Here is a 16,263-nt window from a genome sequence, read left to right on the forward strand (position 1 = left end):
TTGACCATTCCCAAGCCGCTCGCTACCGCGAGGAGATGAGACCTTGCAATCTTCTCCTCAACGCGCCTCCTGTCGTCAATCAATGGTGACCCTGGCGCTCAGCTGGCACTCTGGCGAGCGCGCGCTGCGGCACGCTGGCGGCTGCGCTTCAGACGTAGTTCCAGCGTGCGCCGCGAGAAGAGCGGGTCATCCGGCTCCTGGACATAGCGCGAGATATTCAGCAGGACGCCGACCGCCGCCATCGAGACCACCAGCGAGGAGCCACCGAAGCTGATGAACGGCAGCGGCACGCCGGTGTAGGGGATCGAGGCCGTGCTTGAGCCAATGTTGATCATGGCCTGCACTACGAGCCAGGTGGTGATCCCCGTGGCAAGCAGCGAGCCATAGAGATCCGGCGTGCGCCGGGCCAGGCGAAAGCCTCGAAAGGCCAGCCATAGGAAGAGCAGCATCACTGTAGCGCAGCCGATAAAGCCCAATTCCTCGCCAATAATGGCAAAAATAGAATCAATATAGGGTAGCGGCAGATAGCCGGTCTTCTGCCGACTCGCCCCCAGGCCGAGGCCGAACCATCCTCCCGAGCCGAGCGCCAGCAGCGACTGATAGAGCTGCAAGTTGATGCCAGTCACATCGCGGAACGGGTCCAGAAAGCCAAGCAGGCGGAAGTAGCGGTATCCCCTGAAGGCCTGGGTGAGAAAGACCAGACCGCCGCAGGCCAGGGCCAGCAGGAGTTGGGCGATGTTAGCGCCGGCGGAGAAGAACATCGCCGTCGCCGCAACAGCGATAATCACCGCGGTGCCCATATCTTTTTCCAGCAAGACCAGCCCGAGCACGACCCCTACAAGGATCACGAACGGCGCCAGGCCATAGAGGAAGGTTCTGACCTGTTTTCCTTTGCGTGCCAGCCAGTCTGCGATGTAGAGGGCAAGCACCAGCTTGACCAGCTCGCTAGGCTGGAACGAGATGAACGAGCCAAATGTCAGCCAGCGCGTGGCCCCATAGGCGCTTGTTCCGAACCTCAAGACCAGGACCAGCAGGGCCAGAGCCAGCAGCATGCCGATCAGCGAGAAGCGGCGCCAGAGCCGATAGTCGATATGCATGGTCACCAGCATGGCGATGACCCCGAACACGGCCCACAACAGCTCACGCTGAAAAATGTAGGAGGCATCGCCGTAGAGGCTGGCAGAGATGAACGAGCTGGCGCTGTAGACCATGACCAGGCCAAAGCAGAGCAGGGCCAGGACCACAATGAGCAGCCAGTGATCGACCCTGCCGGCGACGCGCGGCAGGCGCATCTCCAGTTCCTCCAGGCGGCGCTGCTCTTCCTCACTCAGCTCCGGCGGCGTCGCGGTCACGGTGGCGCTCTCTTCTTCAGCCAGCAGCCGCCGGCGCCAGCCAGCGGTTAAGCCGCTGCGCTGCGGGCGGGCCGGCGCCGGCGCCGCCTCCGCCTGCTCTACGCGGTCCAGCACGCCATCCAGTAGCCTGACGGCTCGCGCTGGCAGCTTCTTGCGGGCCAGCGAGGGCACCTTTAGCTGCTCCTCAGCGGCGAGATAGGCCTGGCTGGAGACCGGCTTGCGCGGAGGTCGACCCGCTGGCTGCCCCCTCTTGCCGCGCTCGCTCTGGCCCTGCCCAGCGCCGTCTCCCCCAGCCAGGGCCTCCAGCGCTGGCGAGCGCAGGTGAGGCAACGCCTTGCGTCGCCCCTCCTGCTTGCCGGGCCTTGCTTGTCGAGCTTGTCGCTGACGCTCATCAGGCATTTTAATACTCTATTTTCTTGATTGTCATAGCATGGAAAACAACAAAGGTCACTGCAGTGAGCCGGTCTGGCCTGCGATAGCGTCCGTGGCGCGGAGGGCCGTCGCTCTCCAGCCTCCAGTTGATCAGCCAGGGACCGAGGGCGGCAGATGGACAAGGCGATCAGTCCCCTTGCCTAGCCTTTTCAGCTCTCTCCCTCCAGCGGCTGGCCGTCGGTTCCACGGGCCTGAGTCTGATTCTGCGTTGACTGGATCGGCTGCTCCTGGATCGCCTGGAGAGCCTGCTCCACATCTTGCTCGCTGAGTGGCTCATGGCTGGCATGCAGGCGCTGCAGATCGATGACCTCTGTGCCCCGCGTCTGTACCAGCTCGCTCCAGGGATCATTGGGAAGCGGTTCGATCATCACCGGCTCGGTGGGAGCAGGCGCTTCCGTCTTCTCCTGCTGCCCAGGTTGGCCCGCCAGCCCCAACAACTGCCGCCAGGTTTCACTCAGTTCAAGCTCCTCCAGCCGCTGCGCCTTTGCCTGTAGATCAAGATCGTCACGCTCTTGCCTCTGATCCTGTAATTCCATTTTGCACCTTTTATAGTACCAGAAAGAAATCACTGCGACTGATCGGGTGGGACATGGTAGTACCACATCAGCTCCTGTGCGATCGCCTTCCACAGAGGAGCGGCGGCGGTCCCACCGTAGATACTGGCCTGGGGGCGATCCAGCTTCACCAGAATCACGAAGCGGGGATGGGAGGCGGGTAAGAAGCCCGCGACCGAAGCCTCAGTTTGATCCTCTGAGATCCCCTGCGTGGTGGCGGTGCCGGTTTTCGCGGCGACCGTATAGCCTGGGACGAGGGCGCGCTGAGCGGAGCCATCGATCGCCGCCACCTCCAGCATACCGGTCAACTCACGGGCCGCCCTACTGCTAATGACACGGCGCACGACCTGGGGCTGAATTCTGGTCACATGGCCATTGGTATCGATAGCGGAGACCAGGTATGGGCGCATCATCACGCCGTCGTTGGCGATGGCCTGGTAGGCCAGAGCGACCTGCAAGGGCGTCGCCAGAATGCTCTGACCGAAGGCCTGGCGTGCCAGATCGCTGGGTGTCCAGCCTGGCGAGCCGGGCTGGCGATAGAAGCCAGTGGCCTCGGGGCTATCGATACCGGTGCGCTGACCGAAGCCGAAGCGAGCCAGGTAGGGATAATAGCGAGAGGGACCGAGCAGGTCATGGGCCACATAAGCGGCCCCGACGTTGGCCGAATGCACCAGCACCTCGGTCATCGTCTCGCGTCCCCAGGCCTGGTCCTGCCAGTTCGTCACCATGGGCGTCCCGTCGTTGAAGGTTAGATAGCCACGATCATAGATGGTTGTATCGGGCGTAATCAGGCCCTGATCGAGGGCTGCCGCCATCGTCACGGCCTTCAAGGTCGAACCAGGTTCATAGGCGCAGTAGAGGGCTGGATTCAGATAGACCTCCTCACTGTGGAGACAGCCGGTCTGGTCGGCGTAGCGTCCGTACTGATTTGGGTCGTAGTCTGGGTAGCCAGCCATTGCCACCACGGCTCCGGTGTGGACATCGAGCACCACCACCGTGCCGCCCTGAGCACCGAGCTGCTTGACCGTAGCGGCCAGCTGAGTCTGCACAAAGTACTGGATGGTACTATCGATAGTCAGGGTCAGATTGGCGCCGGGCACGGGTGGCTCTTCCGAGCTGGCGCCGACCACCAAAGGATTGCCATAGAGATCGCGCTCGGCGGTCAGGTTGCCTGGCTTGCCGGCGAGCAGACTATTATATTGAGCCTCGATCCCATAGACGCCCTGCGGGGACGAGCTGCCGCCGATGTAGCCCACATAGCCGAGCACCTGGGCGGCGAGATCGCCCTGGGGATAGATGCGCTCAGTCTGAGGAGCCAGGAAGACCGCAGGCAGGGCCAGTTCGCGCAGGCGCTCACTCTGTTGTGGGGTGACCGCGTGGGCGATGAGCAGCGACCAGCGATTGGCGCTGAGTGCCTCCATGAAGGCATGGCGAGTCTCGGCGACGGGGAGCGCAGGCAGCACGCCATGAAGAGCCGTCAGAGTTTGAGAGAGGGCCTCCTGCAGATCATCGGGGTGGTCCTCGGAGAACTGAACCGGCTCGATATAGACGTCGTCGCGCACCACATTGGTTGCGAGCACCAGGCCATTGGCGTCGTAGATCAGGCCGCGAGAAGCGGTCAGCACCTGATCATGGATATGCTCCTGGCTGGCCAGTAGCGCTAGCTTGTGACCACTGTAGGCTTCGACGATCTGCCAGTAGTAGAGTCGTCCGAGCAGGGCAAACATGCCAACGCAGACCAGCAAGAAGATGAGCATTTGCCGGGCGCGCGCGCGGCGAACCTCCGTGCTCATCTAGCCTCCTCCCCCTGGCGGAATGCTTCTCCTCGTCTTCTTCATGTCGCTTCCTTCATCCATCGCGCTGGCTATCCCGGCAGGCCCCTACCCTGGCCCTGGACCTCTGGTCCGGGCTGGCTGCCGGCCAGGCCCTTGCCCATCCACCAGCTGTCTGTCGATTGGCCTGGCCATTCGTCTGGCTGGTTGGTTGACAGGCAGCGATCCAGAGGTCGCTCTCACAGGCTGCACACCCACTCACGCGTTCACTGACTCACAGACAAAGATGGAACACTGCATCAAGGGGCCACTCCCGATTGCTGACCGGGGACCGATTGCAAACCGGGCACCTCCAGCACTTCAACAGCCTTCGGGTCGGCAGGAACCAGCCCCTGCGCCTGGGCGTGGGCAGCAATATATGCTGGTGACTGCTCCTGCGCCAGGGTATTGACCAGGTCCTGATTCTGCCGCTGCAGAACCGCCTGCTTCGCCTGGTAATCCTGAATCTGCTGGTTCACATTGAGCGCCTGGCTCAGCTGCGACAGGTAGAGCAGGGCCATCAGGGCGATCAACAGAACACTGCTGATGGTCAGCGCCACCGGCCCCATCTGGAAAAAGAAGGGATGCAACTGACGGCGGCGCCGCGCGGCCACAATGGGTCGCGTGGGAGCCTTTTTCTGTCCACTACTAGCGTAATGCATGGCTGGACCTTCTTTCTCTTCTCCCGCTCTCGCTTGCTTCTGTCCGCATCTCTCCGCGATGCATACTCTGTTGCGCATCACACCGCTTCTGCCGTGATGTGCTAGCGAGGCTGGCCCAGAGCCAATATCACCGACATCAGCAGAAGGAGACCGATCACAGCGGCCCGCCGCCTCGTTGAGAAGGGGCTCAGGCAGGTAAGTCTGCCAGGCGTTCAGCAGCGCGCAGGCGGGCGCTACGCGAGCGCGGGTTAGCGCTGATCTCCTCAGCCGTTGGCCAGACGGGCTTGGGAGTAAGCAGGCGTAGCCGCGCGCGATGCCCACAGACGCAGACAGGCGTCCGTGGGGGACAGAGGCAGTCCGTCGCCTCGCGCTTCATAAAATTTTTCACAATGCGATCTTCCAGCGAATGAAAAGCAATCACGACCATCCTGCCCGCCAGGCCACGCTCGCCCGGGGCGCCACCGCCACGGCTGAGCAGATTCAGCATCTGCGGCAAGGCTCGCTCCACATTCTCCAGCTCGCGGTTGACGGCAATACGCAAAGCCATAAAGACGCGCGTCGCTGGATGGATGCCATCGCGGGGGGGCCTTTGACGCGCGGCAGCGATGGCCGCTGTCACAATTTCAGCCAGCCGACGTGTACTGGTGATAGGCGCCTGCTCACGTTCACGCACGATGCGCCGGGCGATCTGGCGGGCATAGCGCTCTTCGCCATAGCGATAAAAGATGTCGGCCAGTTCCTGTTCATCAGCCTGGTTCACAAGGTCGGCAGCGGAGAGCGACTGCGCCGGATCAAGCCGCATATCCAGGGGTCCTTCCGCCGCAAAAGAGAGGCCGCGCCGCGGGTCCGACAGCTGCAGAGACGAGAACCCCAGGTCGAGGAGTATCCCCTGGACCGGCCCAAAAGCGTGTGCTGCAGCGATGCGTTCGAGGTCGGCAAAGTTGCCTTGCGCCAAAAGCAGGCGTCCACTTTTCACATACCTGGAGAGGCGCCGTGCTACACGGTCCAGCGCCTCGGGGTCGAGATCGATACCCAGAACTCTGCCATCGGGAGCCGAACGCTCAAGAATCGCCTCTGTATGACCACCATCACCTAATGTCCCATCAATATAATGACCGCCCGCTTGCGGCTGCAGAAACCGTACCACCTCTTCCAGCAGCACCGGCATATGCCTTACTTCCATATTCCACTCACTTAAACCGCTTGGTACGCGCTGCCGAGCGCTCTGCGACCGGGAGACTCTCCTCAGCCTGCAACGCTGGCCACCGCAGCCATCAGCTAGCCGCCATATCCGCTATCCACTGGCCACCCCTGTCAACAAACTAAAAAGGAATTTTGCCCCCTTCGGCTTCCAGCTTCTCCTGATAGGCCCGCCAGATGGCGCGATCCCAAATCTCAAAGTGATCTCGCACACCGGCTACGGTAACTTCTGTGCCAAGCCTGGCATAGGCTCGCAGCTTGGCCGGGATTACAATCCGTCCCTGAGCATCTAGCTCGACTTCGCTGGCGCTGGGATAGATGCGACGCTCGAAGTCGCGCAGTTCATCGCTATTCTTGCCCGCCACCAGCTCCGCCGATTTCTCTTCCCAGCGTTGCATCGGATAGACCGACAGGCAGGTCCCCATCCCCTTACTGATCACGGCTCCTCGCCCCATCTGGGCCCGAAAACGCGCAGGCACAGCCATGCGCCCTTTCGAGTCAATCGTATGCTCATATTCGCCAAGAAACATGTGCGTCCTCTATCTTGCAACGAGGAGCTGCCTTCCTCTCAGCGGAAGGGCCGGCTCTGCCAGCCTGAGCTGCAGCGCCAGAATTCACCACTTTCCCCCACTTCTCCCCACTACATTATACAGTAATCCGGGGGAGGCGAAAAGAGTGTTATCCACCAATTTGGCCCTCCTCAAGTGGATAACTTGTGGATAACTTCAGACGTGCAGTCAGGTACAATGTCACAGTACTACTGTTACATTCATTGTGCTCTTTAACACGAGGGCAATTATTACCTAAAATGCTTTATATCTATCTATCGATCATACACCCCAACAAACGCTCTCTCCTGGCTGGCTCTCCCCCCTCCCGATTTTCTGAGCCGGCGGCTCGCTGTTGATCTTTGCCGATCCTGGCCCTCCCACAATCATGTTCGCTGGCCAGGGATGAGTGTCCTGATATTGGATTTGCTTCGCTCGTCAATGGTGAGCTATGATGATACTGCTGCTGTTGCCTGTGTGCTGCTCCGCTTCTCATCCATTGGGGTCAGTGGCAGCTTACACGCAGGCCAATGAGAGACTTTTCCAGAGAAAGGCAGGAGGCTGCTGTATGCCTCTCGATCCGAATTTGCGCGTCTATCTCGATGGGCTGGCGGCTATGAATGTGCCGCCAATCAGTGCTTTGAACCCCCAGGTGGCGCGCGAGGCCATCGCGGCCCAGCTAGCCACGGCTCAGGTTAAGGAGCCGGTGGCTCGTGTTGAGGACCGGTGCATTCCTGGTCCAGCCGGTGAGATTCCTATCCGTGTCTATACTCCTGCGGGCGCTGGTCCGTTCCCTTTGCTGGTTTTCTTCCACGGCGGCGGCTGGGTGATCTGCAATCTCGATACGCATGATGGTCTCTGTCGCAGTCTGACCAATGGTGCAGGCTGCGTGGTGGTCTCGGTCGACTACCGGCTGGCGCCTGAGCATAAGTTTCCGGCGGCTCCCGAGGACTGCTATGCGGCAACGCGCTGGGTGGCTGAGCATGCGGCAGAGCTGAACGGCGATGCCCAGCGTCTGGCCGTCGGGGGTGATAGCGCTGGCGGCAATCTCGCGGCGGTGGTAACGCACCTGGCCCGTGAGCGTGGGGGGCCGCCACTGGTCTTTCAGCTACTGCTCTACCCGGCCACGGACTTTACGGCGGATACGGCATCGCGTCGGGAGAACGCTCAGGGCTATAGTCTGACACTCGATGATATGCTGTGGTTCGCCAATCACTACTTGAATAGTCCGGAGGAGGCGCGTGATCCGCGGGTCTCGCCGATGCTGCGCGAGGATCTGAGTGGGCTGCCACCGGCATTGGTGATTACTGCTGAATATGATCCGCTGCGCGACGAGGGCGAGCTTTACGGCGAGCGCCTGCGCCAGGCCGGGGTAGCGGTGACGATTCACCGCTATGAGGGTATGATTCACGGCTTCCTGACGCCGCCCATTCCTCTACAGCAGACGCAGGAGGCGATTGTTGAATGCTGTCAGGCGCTACGTCGAGCCTTTGGGTCGGAGGCTGCCACGCAGACCTCTGCCTCCGCTTGACTTGATGGGAGCCAGACAGAAGGCGGGAATGCCAGGCCAATCTGTTGGCAGTTGCTTGCCCGGCATTCCCGCGGCTATTGGAGAGGGAGGGTTAGAGGAAAGAGCGTGGTGAAGCGGGCATAGGCCTCATCCCAGGCGGCTCGCCATCCTGGGTCAGGGAGAAAGGTCTGGGTGATCGTGGAGCGGGCGGCCAGGGTGCGCACTTCTTCCAGGGAGCGCAGTTCACCGAGGCCGACAAGCTGGAGCAGGGCGTTGCCCTGGGCGGTGGCCTCGATGGGGCCTGCGATGACAGTCAGGCCGGTGGCATCGGCCAGGCCCTGGTTGAGCCAGCGGTTTTGCGCGCCGCCGCCAACGATGTGAACAGTCTGGAGCGCGCAGCCGGTGATGCTGGCAGCCAGCTCTAACACCTGACGATAGCGCAGAATGAGGCTGTCGAGGATGGCCCGCACGAGGGTGGAAATGTCTTCGGCAGCGGGCACGGGCTGGCCGTGGGCGCCGAGCTGCTGGCGAATGCGGGCCGGCATGTCGCCCGGCGGGAGAAAGAGGGGATGGTCTGGGTCGAAGAGTACGGCCCAGGCTGGCGCTTCTTCGGCCAGCGTTAGAAGTTGCTCATAGGTGAAGGATCGCCCGCCCTCCTGCCAGCTGCGGCGGCATTCCTGGAGCAGCCAGAGACCCATGACATTGCGCAGAAAGCGGACGGTGCCAAAGATGCCGCCTTCGTTGGTGAAGTTGCTGGCGCAGCCCTGGGCAATCTGGGGCTGAGGCAGTTCGAGACCCACCAGGGACCAGGTGCCAGAGCTGATGTAGGCCCGGTCGCGCGGATTGGCGGGCATGGGTATGCCTGCCACGGCGGCGGCTGTATCGTGAGTCGCTGAGGCGATGACCTGCACATCCTCCCCCAGCTCCTCAGCCAGCTCGCCCTGGACTGTGCCGAGCGGGGTGCCGGGCGCCACCACCTGCGGCAGAAAGTGCGTCGGCAGACCAAGCCTGGCCAGGAGGTCTCTGGCCCAGCTCCCGTGTGGAACCGACCAACATTGGGTTGTGGTGGCATTGGTATATTCGCAGAGGCGCTCGCCGCTGAGCCAGTAATGGAAGAGGTCGGGCATGAGCAGCAGGTGCGTTGCGTTTTCTAGTAGATGCGGCTGTTCTCGCTGGTGAGCCAGGAGCTGGTAGAGGGTGTTGATCGGCATGAATTGGATGCCCGTTTGGGCGTAGATTTCCTCGCGCGGGACCCGCGCAAAGACCTCCTCCATGAGGCCCTCGGTGCGCCGGTCGCGGTAGTGAAAGGGAAGGCCCAGCAGCAAGCCCTGGTCATCGAGCAGGACGTAGTCGACGCCCCAGGTATCGACGCCGATGCTATCGAGCCTGCCAGCCAGGCGACGTGCTTTACGCAGGCCGCTGATGACTTCTTGCCAGAGAGCGAGCACGTTCCAATAGAGATGGCGCTGGAGGGCCACCGGGCCGTTGGCGAAGCGATGGACCTCCTCCAGGGCCAGGCGCTGACCATCGTAGCGCGCCAGGTGAACGCGCCCGCTCTCTGCTCCTAGATCAACGACGGCAAGATAGCGCTCGCTCATTCACGTTCCTCTCTCTCGCTCTGCTCGCTTTTGCGCCAGTGTCCGAGCTGCGCAGGCCGGCCCTAGCGCAGGTAGGCAGCTGGAACGCCGCCATCGACGGTGAGGGCGCTGCCGGTGGTCTTGGAGGAGCGATCGGAGGCGTAAAAGAGCACAGCCTCGGCAACGTCCTCCGGGAAGACATTGACCTTGAGGGTGGTGCGCTGACGATAGTAGTCCTCCAGCTGCTCGGGGGCAATGCCATAGGCGCGGGCCCGCTCCTCGCGCCAGGCGCTGCTCCAGATGCCGGAGCCGCGCAGCACCGCATCGGGCATGACCACATTGACCCGCACGCCTAGCGGGCCGCCCTCCTCGGCCAGGCAGCGCGCGAGATGCTGCTCCGCGGCCTTGGCGGCGCTGTAGGCGCTGTTTTCCTTGCCAGCCACGACAGCATTCTTAGAGGTGATGAAGATTAAGCTGCCGCCGATGCCCTGCTCCTGCCAGAGGCGGAAGGCGGCGCGTGCCACCAGGAAGTAGCCCTGAACAAGCACATCAAAGACTTTGCGCCAGTCCTGCAGGCGGGTTTCGGTCAGCGGGGCTGCAGCGGCGAAGCCAGCGTTGCTGACGACAATATCGAGTCCTCCGTAGGCGCGCACGGTGGCGGCGAAGGCGGCGGCAACCTGCTCCTCGTCGCTGACATCGCAGGGACAGGCCAGCGCGCGCCCCTGGCCATACTGCTGGGCAATGGCGTCGGCGGTTTCTTGAGCACTTTGGGGGTTGAGATCAAGGATGGCGACGTGGGCCCCCTCGGCGGCCAGGCGCAGCGCTGTGGCGCGCCCGATGCCGCTGCCGCCGCCGGTCACGAGGGCGATGCGCCCGGCCAGCTCTTTCTCGGGCGGGCGGCGCGTCAGTTTGTAGAGTTCCAGCGGCCAGTACTCGATGTCATAGGCTTCCTGCTCGGAGAGCGGAGTAAAACGATCAATGCTTTCACAGGCGCGCATCACGGCAGCAGCCCGCTGATAGAGGTCGCGGGCGACTCCGGCCATCTGGGCATCGCGCCCACTGGCGATGATGCCCAGGTGCGGCACGACCACGATGCGTGGATTGGCATGTAGCAGGACGTCGCCCGGATGATGGCATTCTTCAAAGTAGCGCTGATAGTTGTGGCGAAAAGCCGTGATTTCCTGACGCAGGGCGGCCTGGAGCGCTTCGGCCCCCTGGGCTGGCTCCCAGGGCACCCAGACCGGCCAGTGTCGTGTGTGCACCAGGTGATCAGGGCAGGCGGAGCCGCGACGGGCTACCTCGCGCGCTTCGGGAGCGCTGGCGAAGGTCAGGGCCTCCTCGCTGTTGTCGACGGCCAGGACCATACGCTGCGGCTGGCTGAGCTGGCCACGCAGGCCGGGCAGGATGGCTGTCAGCAGCTGCTCTCGCTCGGCGGCACTCAGCCCGGGCTGAGCAACCAGGACTGTTGTCCGCCCACGGCGCTGACGCTCGGCAGCGACGAAGTCTTCGGCCTCCTGCACTACGCGCAGCGTCTGCTCATAGCAGGCGCGGGCGCTCTCACCCCAGGTCACCAGGCCATGCTTTTCGAGAATGACCAGTTCGATCTCGGGGTTGGTCCGCACTGCCTGGGCCACTTGCCTGGCGAGGGTGAAGCCTGGACGAATATAAGGAATCCAGGCCAGGCGCCGGCCAAAGACCTCCTCTGCCAGGTGGCGTCCGTTCTGGGCGTTAGCAAAGGCAAGAATGGCGTCGGGATGCGTGTGATCGACGTGGGCGAAGGGCAAGAAGGCATGCAGCAGGGTCTCAATCGAAGGCCGCGGACGCCCCGGCTCGGCAAGACAATGGAGCAGATAAGCCACCATCTCCTCATCGCTGAGGGCCTCACGCTCTTCCAGCGGCAGTACATCGTCCAGGCGCAACGGCACGAAGTCGGCCATTGTCATGGTCGCCAGGTCGGAGCCGCTGCCTTTGACCCACATGATGCGCGTGGGTCGCCCGCGGAAATCCGGCTGAGTCAGCTTGACCGAGGTATTGCCACCGCCCCAGTTGGCCAGGCTGCGATCGCGCCCCAGTAGATGCGAGCGGTAGAGTAACAGCGCGACCTCGTCAGTCTCTTGTCCCCGAACATCATCATCGCGCCAGAGATTGCGCGGCATAGTGTCGTCTCCCCTTTCCAAAGCCAGACAAGACAAGAATATGCCCTGAGAGCAGCCGGCCAGGTTTGCTTGTTTGTCCGTTTATCACCTGGCCATCAGAGATATCAGGCGCCTGGATAGCCACTTGCTCCGCTCCTACTGGCCGGGCGTGTCCGCGCCACTTCGTCGGCGTAGCCACTGCGGCGGAAGGCAGCAATGGGGTCAGGATCAAGGCCCATCTCCTCGCGCGCCTGCGCCAGCAGAGGACGAACATCGGTCTCAAAGGCATCCCGCAGCACCCGGTAGGCTCCAAGTACATCCCCCGCGGCCTGAGCCTGGCTCAGACGCTGGCGATCGACGAGCAAGGCGCGGGCGTAGGCACTCTGGATATGGAGCACCGACTGTATCATAGCCTCGATCTTGGGTTCAATGTTGTGCGACTGATCGATCATGTAATCAATGCGCGGCGCCTGGGGCTGACTGGCTGCAGCAACCAGCTCATTGAAGACCAGAAACAGCTCAAACGGATGCTGTGAGCCGACGATCAGGTCATCATCGGCATAGCGCCGATCGTTGAAATGGAAGCCGCCGAGTATCTCCTCGTCAAGCAGAAAAGCCACAATATGGGCCAGGTTGGTTCCCTGGGGATGATGCCCGGTATCGACCAGGACGCGCGCCTGCGGTCCTAGCTTGCGCGCCAGGGTATAGGCCATTCCCCAATCGGCCAGATCGGTATGGTAGAAAGCTGGCTCAAAAAACTTATATTCGATCAAGAGGCGCATGCCAGGCGCCAGGGCAGCGTAAATCTCGGCCAGGGTCTCCTCCAGACGGTGCTTGCGCGCTCGCAAATCGTCCTGGCCGGGATAGTTTGTCCCATCGGCCAGCCAGAGGCTGATCGTATCGGAGTCGACCGCACGCGCGATCTGGATGCATTCCAGGACATGCTGCACGGCGCGCCGGCGCACCGCTGGATCAGGATGACAGAGGCTGCCAAAGCGATACTCCTCATCCTGAAAGAGATTGGGGTTGACCGCCCCGATGCGGACGCCCAGTCCGGCAGCGTAAGCTTTGACCGCCTCCCAGTCATCTTCTTTATCCCAGGGAATATGGATGGCCACCCGCGGGCAGACGCCCGTCAGGCGATGGACCAGGGCCGCATCGGCTAGCTTTTCGCGTAAATTGCGGGCCGCCCCAGGCCAGTGAAAGACCTTAAAACGAGTCCCTGAGTCACCGTAGCCCCAGGAAGGCGTCTCGATCGTAAAGCGTTTGATAGCCTCCAGCACGCTGCGCCGCTCAGCCGCGCCCAGCTCTTCACTGGCAAGCCGGTCGCGGCCTACGTTTGGCTGATCCTGTTCTTGCTTCAAGCGAACCTCCTTCACTTCGCTACACAGCACTGCATAGCTGCACTGCATGGGAATACCGGAACAGGGGTACAAGAGTGCAACAAATTGGCCCGAGGCTGGCGCAGCGAGCCGCAGCCTGGTCTTCACAGGCAGCGGGCCGCCAGCCAGCCCAATCGGGTTCCGGCCAGGTCGGGCGTCGCAGCCCATTCCGCAGGCCAGTGCCCATCAGCGGAGCGGTTGCGACGCCGTCGGCAGCCCTAGAAGTTGAACTGGTCGATGTTATCCTTGTTAAAGACCGTTGGTGGGCCAAGCAGGACCACATTATTAGGGCCGATGGTCTTCGTACCGAGCTTGCCGGCGTTGAAGCTCTCACCCGGCTTCCCCGTAATCTTGCCCTCCACCAGGGCTAAGGGCCGGCGCCAGGGCGTTGGGATCGTTGGCCGAGACCACGATAGCGCTCACATGCTGCTCTGTCAGCGTGTTAATAAACGGCACCTGTGCCGCCGCGCTACTCTCCGTCGGGCCAACCTGCTTGAACTGCCCCTTCAGCTCTGTGGCTGCCTGCTTGGCGCCATTGGCCGCGGTATCGAAATAGGGGTTGTTGATCGCTTTGGGGAGAAAGGCAATATTGAGCGAAGCGGAGCTTCCGCCCGAGCTGCCACTCCCGCTACTGCTGCTGCCACCGCAGGCAGCCAGCATCAGCAGCATTGCCACAGACAGAGCGGTGAGCAGTGTACGCAACAGCGTCTTCACTGTTTTCCTCCTCCTTACCAACGCTCCCGCAAGCGGAGCGTCCTGGTGTGGTAGTGGTGATGACAACCAGCACATCTATTCCGAGACAGGGCACCATGCCAGGCGAGGGTCGAGTCAGCGCCGGGCCCGACCAGCCGATCAGGCCAGTCAGCCGGGCTAGTGGCGCTGCCCTCGCTCGCGGGCGCGGGCAGCTCCTGTCTCTTCAGGCGCAGGTAGCGCGGCTCCGCGGGCCAGCCCGCCAGCAGGCCCATTGTCAGCCGCGCGTCTGCGCGAGGCCGCCTCTTGCAAACGCCGAACCACATTAGGCCCCAACACCGAAAGAATGAGCAGCGCGCCCACGGCAATATTCTGGATATCGCCGCTGATATCCGCCAGGCCCAGGGCGTTGCGCAACACCCCAATGATCAAGAGCGAGAGCACCACACCGGGCAGACTGCCGCTGCCGCCGAAGATATTGACCCCACCCAGCAACACAATCGTCACCACATCCAACTCAAAGCCGAGGGCGTTATCCGCACGCGCGTTGGAGAAGCGCGCCGTGAAAACCACACCGGCCAGGGCCGCCACCAGGCCCGAGAGGACAAAGAGCAGTAGCTTGATATCATCAACGCGGATGCCGGCAAAGCGAGCCGCTTCCTTATTGCTGCCAATGGCATAGATCTGCCGGCCCAGCGTACTGCGATGCAAGAGCAAGGAGAAGATCAGTGCCAGAGCAACGAAGAGGACGAACGGCCAGGGGATCAGCGTACCCGGCACCGTACCGAAGCCAAAGTTCGTGAAGGCTGGCGGGAAATTGCTCACCGCCTGGTCGCCCATGACCACATAGGCCAGGCCACGAAAGAGGGCCAGTGTGCCCAACGTGACCACCAGCGAGGGGAGGCCGAGGCGCGTGACCGCCAGGCCATTGACGAGGCCGCAGAGGGCGCCAATCAGCAGGACCAGAGCAATGGCCAGACCCAGTGGCAGGCCGTGGCTCCAGGTGTAGCCGAGTACGACGCTCGCCAGCCCCAGAATCGAGGCCACCGAGAGATCGATCTCCCCGGCGATCACGATCAGCGTCATGGTCAGGGCCATCAGCGCCTTCTCCATCATATCGCTGATCAGCAGCGAGAAGTTGGACAGGCTCAGGAAATACGGAGAGAGCGCACTCCCCAGCGCCAGAGCGAGCACCAGCAGCACCAGCAGCAACGCCTCCCACGAGCGCATCCAGGCCAGCAAACGAGCGAGACCGCCACCCGAGGCAGCTGCTCGCCGGTCCTCTTTTGCTAATGCCGGCGCCGAAGGAGCAGCTGCAGAGGAAGCATCGAGGTCGAGCGCAGGCTGCTTGACTTCGGACGAATCACTCATCGTTGCCTCCCACCGCGCAGGCGGTGCTGGAGCCAGCGCGTAATCAGGGCATCCAGCGTCACCGCTGCCAGAATAGCGGCGCCATCGATCGCCTGCAGCCAGAACTGCGACAGCTTCAACAAGGTCAAGGCATTATCAATGGTTCCGAGCACGATCGCGCCAAGCATCGCCCCCAGGATGGTCCCGGAGCCGCCGAAGATATTCACTCCGCCCACGACGACCGCGGCGATCACCTGCAGCTCCAGGCCCGTCGCCGCCCCCGAATCGACTGTCGCAAAGCGTGCGCCCCAGAGCACTCCAGCAAAGCCGCTCAAGAGGCCACAGAGCAGAAAGGTCAGGAAGATCAGGCGCTCAGCGCGCAAGCCGGCCAGGCGCGCCGCCTCGGGATTGCTTCCCAGGGCATACAGCTCGCGACCGGTGCGGGTCGCCCGCAACAGATAGGCAAAGATCAGGGCGATGGCTGCCGCAAAGACAATCAGAGCCGGGACTCCCAGAATATGGGTGGTTGCCAGGGAGAGGAAGCTATCTGGCACGTCGTAGGCGCTCACCTGCGTTCCGCCCGCGATATACGAGTCCAGGCCGCGGTAAAGATAGAGCGTCCCCAGCGTCGCCACGATGGCCGGCACCCTTCCCAGGGCCACAATCAGGCCGTTGACCGCCCCCAGAACGGCCCCCAGGGCGCAGCCAAGCAAGATAATCAGAATCACCGGCGTCTGCGGATGGTTCTTCAAAACGTCGGCGCAGACAAAAGCGGTCATGCCAACGGTAGAGCCGACCGAGAGATCCACGTTGCGCGTCAGGATCACCATTGTCTCGCCGACTGCCACAATGGCCAAAATGGCGATCGAGAGCAGGATCTGCTCGAAATTGCCCGGCGTCAGGAAGCGCGGCGTCTGCAGACCGACCAGGGCAACGATCACCAGCAGCACGACGATCAAGCCCAGCTCTCGCACACGGCCCACCAGGGCCACAAGGCGCTTGCCGCCGGGGCGCACGCGCCCGCGCGACTCCTCTACACGGGTCGTTGTTGTGCTCATGC

General features: G+C 62.5%; 14 protein-coding genes. 1 reads left to right on the forward strand and 13 read right to left on the reverse strand.

Going from position 1 to position 16,263, the window contains the following annotated elements; all coding sequences use genetic code 11:
• Positions 1 to 98: 98 nt before the first annotated feature.
• The 6 genes from ftsW to mraZ form a co-directional block, all read right to left on the reverse strand.
• Positions 99 to 1,751: a putative lipid II flippase FtsW gene (gene ftsW / locus A4R35_RS13610; protein ID WP_223258332.1), complete on the reverse strand. Its 1,653-nt coding sequence runs from the start codon at positions 1,749 to 1,751 to the stop codon at positions 99 to 101.
• Positions 1,752 to 1,933: 182 nt separating this feature from the next.
• The gene (locus A4R35_RS13615; protein WP_112430233.1) at positions 1,934 to 2,320 is read right to left on the reverse strand and encodes a hypothetical protein; all 387 of its coding nucleotides are present in this window, start codon (positions 2,318 to 2,320) and stop codon (positions 1,934 to 1,936) included.
• A 29-nt stretch (positions 2,321 to 2,349) separates the two neighbouring features.
• Positions 2,350 to 4,131 carry a peptidoglycan D,D-transpeptidase FtsI family protein gene (locus tag A4R35_RS13620; RefSeq protein WP_112430235.1) on the reverse strand — a complete coding sequence of 594 codons (1,782 nt, stop codon included), beginning with the start codon at positions 4,129 to 4,131 and terminating at the stop codon, positions 2,350 to 2,352.
• A gap of 278 nt (positions 4,132 to 4,409) precedes the next feature.
• On the reverse strand, positions 4,410 to 4,811 hold the full coding sequence (locus A4R35_RS13625; protein WP_112430237.1) for a hypothetical protein: 402 nt from the start codon (positions 4,809 to 4,811) through the stop codon (positions 4,410 to 4,412).
• A 187-nt stretch (positions 4,812 to 4,998) separates the two neighbouring features.
• Complete coding sequence (rsmH, locus tag A4R35_RS13630) at positions 4,999 to 5,994, reverse strand: 16S rRNA (cytosine(1402)-N(4))-methyltransferase RsmH (protein ID WP_112430239.1); 996 nt, start codon at positions 5,992 to 5,994, stop codon at positions 4,999 to 5,001.
• A gap of 139 nt (positions 5,995 to 6,133) precedes the next feature.
• On the reverse strand, positions 6,134 to 6,541 hold the full coding sequence (gene mraZ / locus A4R35_RS13635; protein WP_112430241.1) for a division/cell wall cluster transcriptional repressor MraZ: 408 nt from the start codon (positions 6,539 to 6,541) through the stop codon (positions 6,134 to 6,136).
• 586 nt (positions 6,542 to 7,127) lie between these two features.
• Here mraZ and A4R35_RS13640 point away from each other — a divergent pair.
• Positions 7,128 to 8,090, forward strand: a complete 963-nt coding sequence (locus tag A4R35_RS13640; protein ID WP_112430243.1) for an alpha/beta hydrolase — start codon at positions 7,128 to 7,130, stop codon at positions 8,088 to 8,090.
• A 74-nt stretch (positions 8,091 to 8,164) separates the two neighbouring features.
• On the opposite strand, the gene A4R35_RS13645 is transcribed toward A4R35_RS13640, so the two are convergent.
• From A4R35_RS13645 to A4R35_RS13670, 7 genes are all read right to left on the reverse strand, one after another.
• The gene (locus tag A4R35_RS13645) at positions 8,165 to 9,667 is read right to left on the reverse strand and encodes a rhamnulokinase (protein ID WP_112430245.1); all 1,503 of its coding nucleotides are present in this window, start codon (positions 9,665 to 9,667) and stop codon (positions 8,165 to 8,167) included.
• Between the two features lie 62 nt (positions 9,668 to 9,729).
• Entirely contained in the window at positions 9,730 to 11,802 is a 2,073-nt protein-coding gene (locus A4R35_RS13650; protein WP_112430247.1) for a bifunctional aldolase/short-chain dehydrogenase, read from the reverse strand.
• Positions 11,803 to 11,906: 104 nt separating this feature from the next.
• Complete coding sequence (gene rhaI, locus A4R35_RS13655; protein ID WP_223258333.1) at positions 11,907 to 13,145, reverse strand: L-rhamnose isomerase; 1,239 nt, start codon at positions 13,143 to 13,145, stop codon at positions 11,907 to 11,909.
• 236 nt (positions 13,146 to 13,381) lie between these two features.
• A complete protein-coding gene (locus tag A4R35_RS24720) occupies positions 13,382 to 13,525 on the reverse strand; it encodes a hypothetical protein (protein ID WP_223258524.1) in 144 nt (47 codons plus the stop codon).
• The gene (locus A4R35_RS13660; RefSeq protein WP_223258334.1) at positions 13,494 to 13,877 is read right to left on the reverse strand and encodes a substrate-binding domain-containing protein; all 384 of its coding nucleotides are present in this window, start codon (positions 13,875 to 13,877) and stop codon (positions 13,494 to 13,496) included. The genes A4R35_RS24720 and A4R35_RS13660 overlap by 32 nt, the downstream gene beginning before the upstream one ends.
• Before the next feature lie 156 nt (positions 13,878 to 14,033).
• Entirely contained in the window at positions 14,034 to 15,083 is a 1,050-nt protein-coding gene (locus A4R35_RS13665) for an ABC transporter permease (RefSeq protein WP_112434198.1), read from the reverse strand.
• A 137-nt stretch (positions 15,084 to 15,220) separates the two neighbouring features.
• The gene (locus A4R35_RS13670; protein ID WP_112430249.1) at positions 15,221 to 16,261 is read right to left on the reverse strand and encodes an ABC transporter permease; all 1,041 of its coding nucleotides are present in this window, start codon (positions 16,259 to 16,261) and stop codon (positions 15,221 to 15,223) included.
• Positions 16,262 to 16,263: the final 2 nt, after the last annotated feature.

This window comes from Thermogemmatispora tikiterensis (assembly GCF_003268475.1).
Lineage (GTDB): Bacteria > Chloroflexota > Ktedonobacteria > Ktedonobacterales > Ktedonobacteraceae > Thermogemmatispora > Thermogemmatispora tikiterensis.

Excerpts from the sequence above, each read along its gene's own strand:
- ftsW (WP_223258332.1), bottom strand. The coding sequence starts at position 1,751 with ATGCCTGATGAGCGTCAGCGACAAGCTCGACAAGCAAGGCCCGGCAAG.
- A4R35_RS13615 (WP_112430233.1), bottom strand. The coding sequence starts at position 2,320 with ATGGAATTACAGGATCAGAGGCAAGAGCGTGACGATCTTGATCTACAG.
- A4R35_RS13620 (WP_112430235.1), bottom strand. The coding sequence starts at position 4,131 with ATGAGCACGGAGGTTCGCCGCGCGCGCGCCCGGCAAATGCTCATCTTC.
- A4R35_RS13625 (WP_112430237.1), bottom strand. The coding sequence starts at position 4,811 with ATGCATTACGCTAGTAGTGGACAGAAAAAGGCTCCCACGCGACCCATT.
- rsmH (WP_112430239.1), bottom strand. The coding sequence starts at position 5,994 with ATGGAAGTAAGGCATATGCCGGTGCTGCTGGAAGAGGTGGTACGGTTT.
- mraZ (WP_112430241.1), bottom strand. The coding sequence starts at position 6,541 with ATGTTTCTTGGCGAATATGAGCATACGATTGACTCGAAAGGGCGCATG.
- A4R35_RS13640 (WP_112430243.1), top strand. The coding sequence starts at position 7,128 with ATGCCTCTCGATCCGAATTTGCGCGTCTATCTCGATGGGCTGGCGGCT.
- A4R35_RS13645 (WP_112430245.1), bottom strand. The coding sequence starts at position 9,667 with ATGAGCGAGCGCTATCTTGCCGTCGTTGATCTAGGAGCAGAGAGCGGG.
- A4R35_RS13650 (WP_112430247.1), bottom strand. The coding sequence starts at position 11,802 with ATGCCGCGCAATCTCTGGCGCGATGATGATGTTCGGGGACAAGAGACT.
- A4R35_RS13665 (WP_112434198.1), bottom strand. The coding sequence starts at position 15,083 with ATGCGCTCGTGGGAGGCGTTGCTGCTGGTGCTGCTGGTGCTCGCTCTG.
- A4R35_RS13670 (WP_112430249.1), bottom strand. The coding sequence starts at position 16,261 with ATGAGCACAACAACGACCCGTGTAGAGGAGTCGCGCGGGCGCGTGCGC.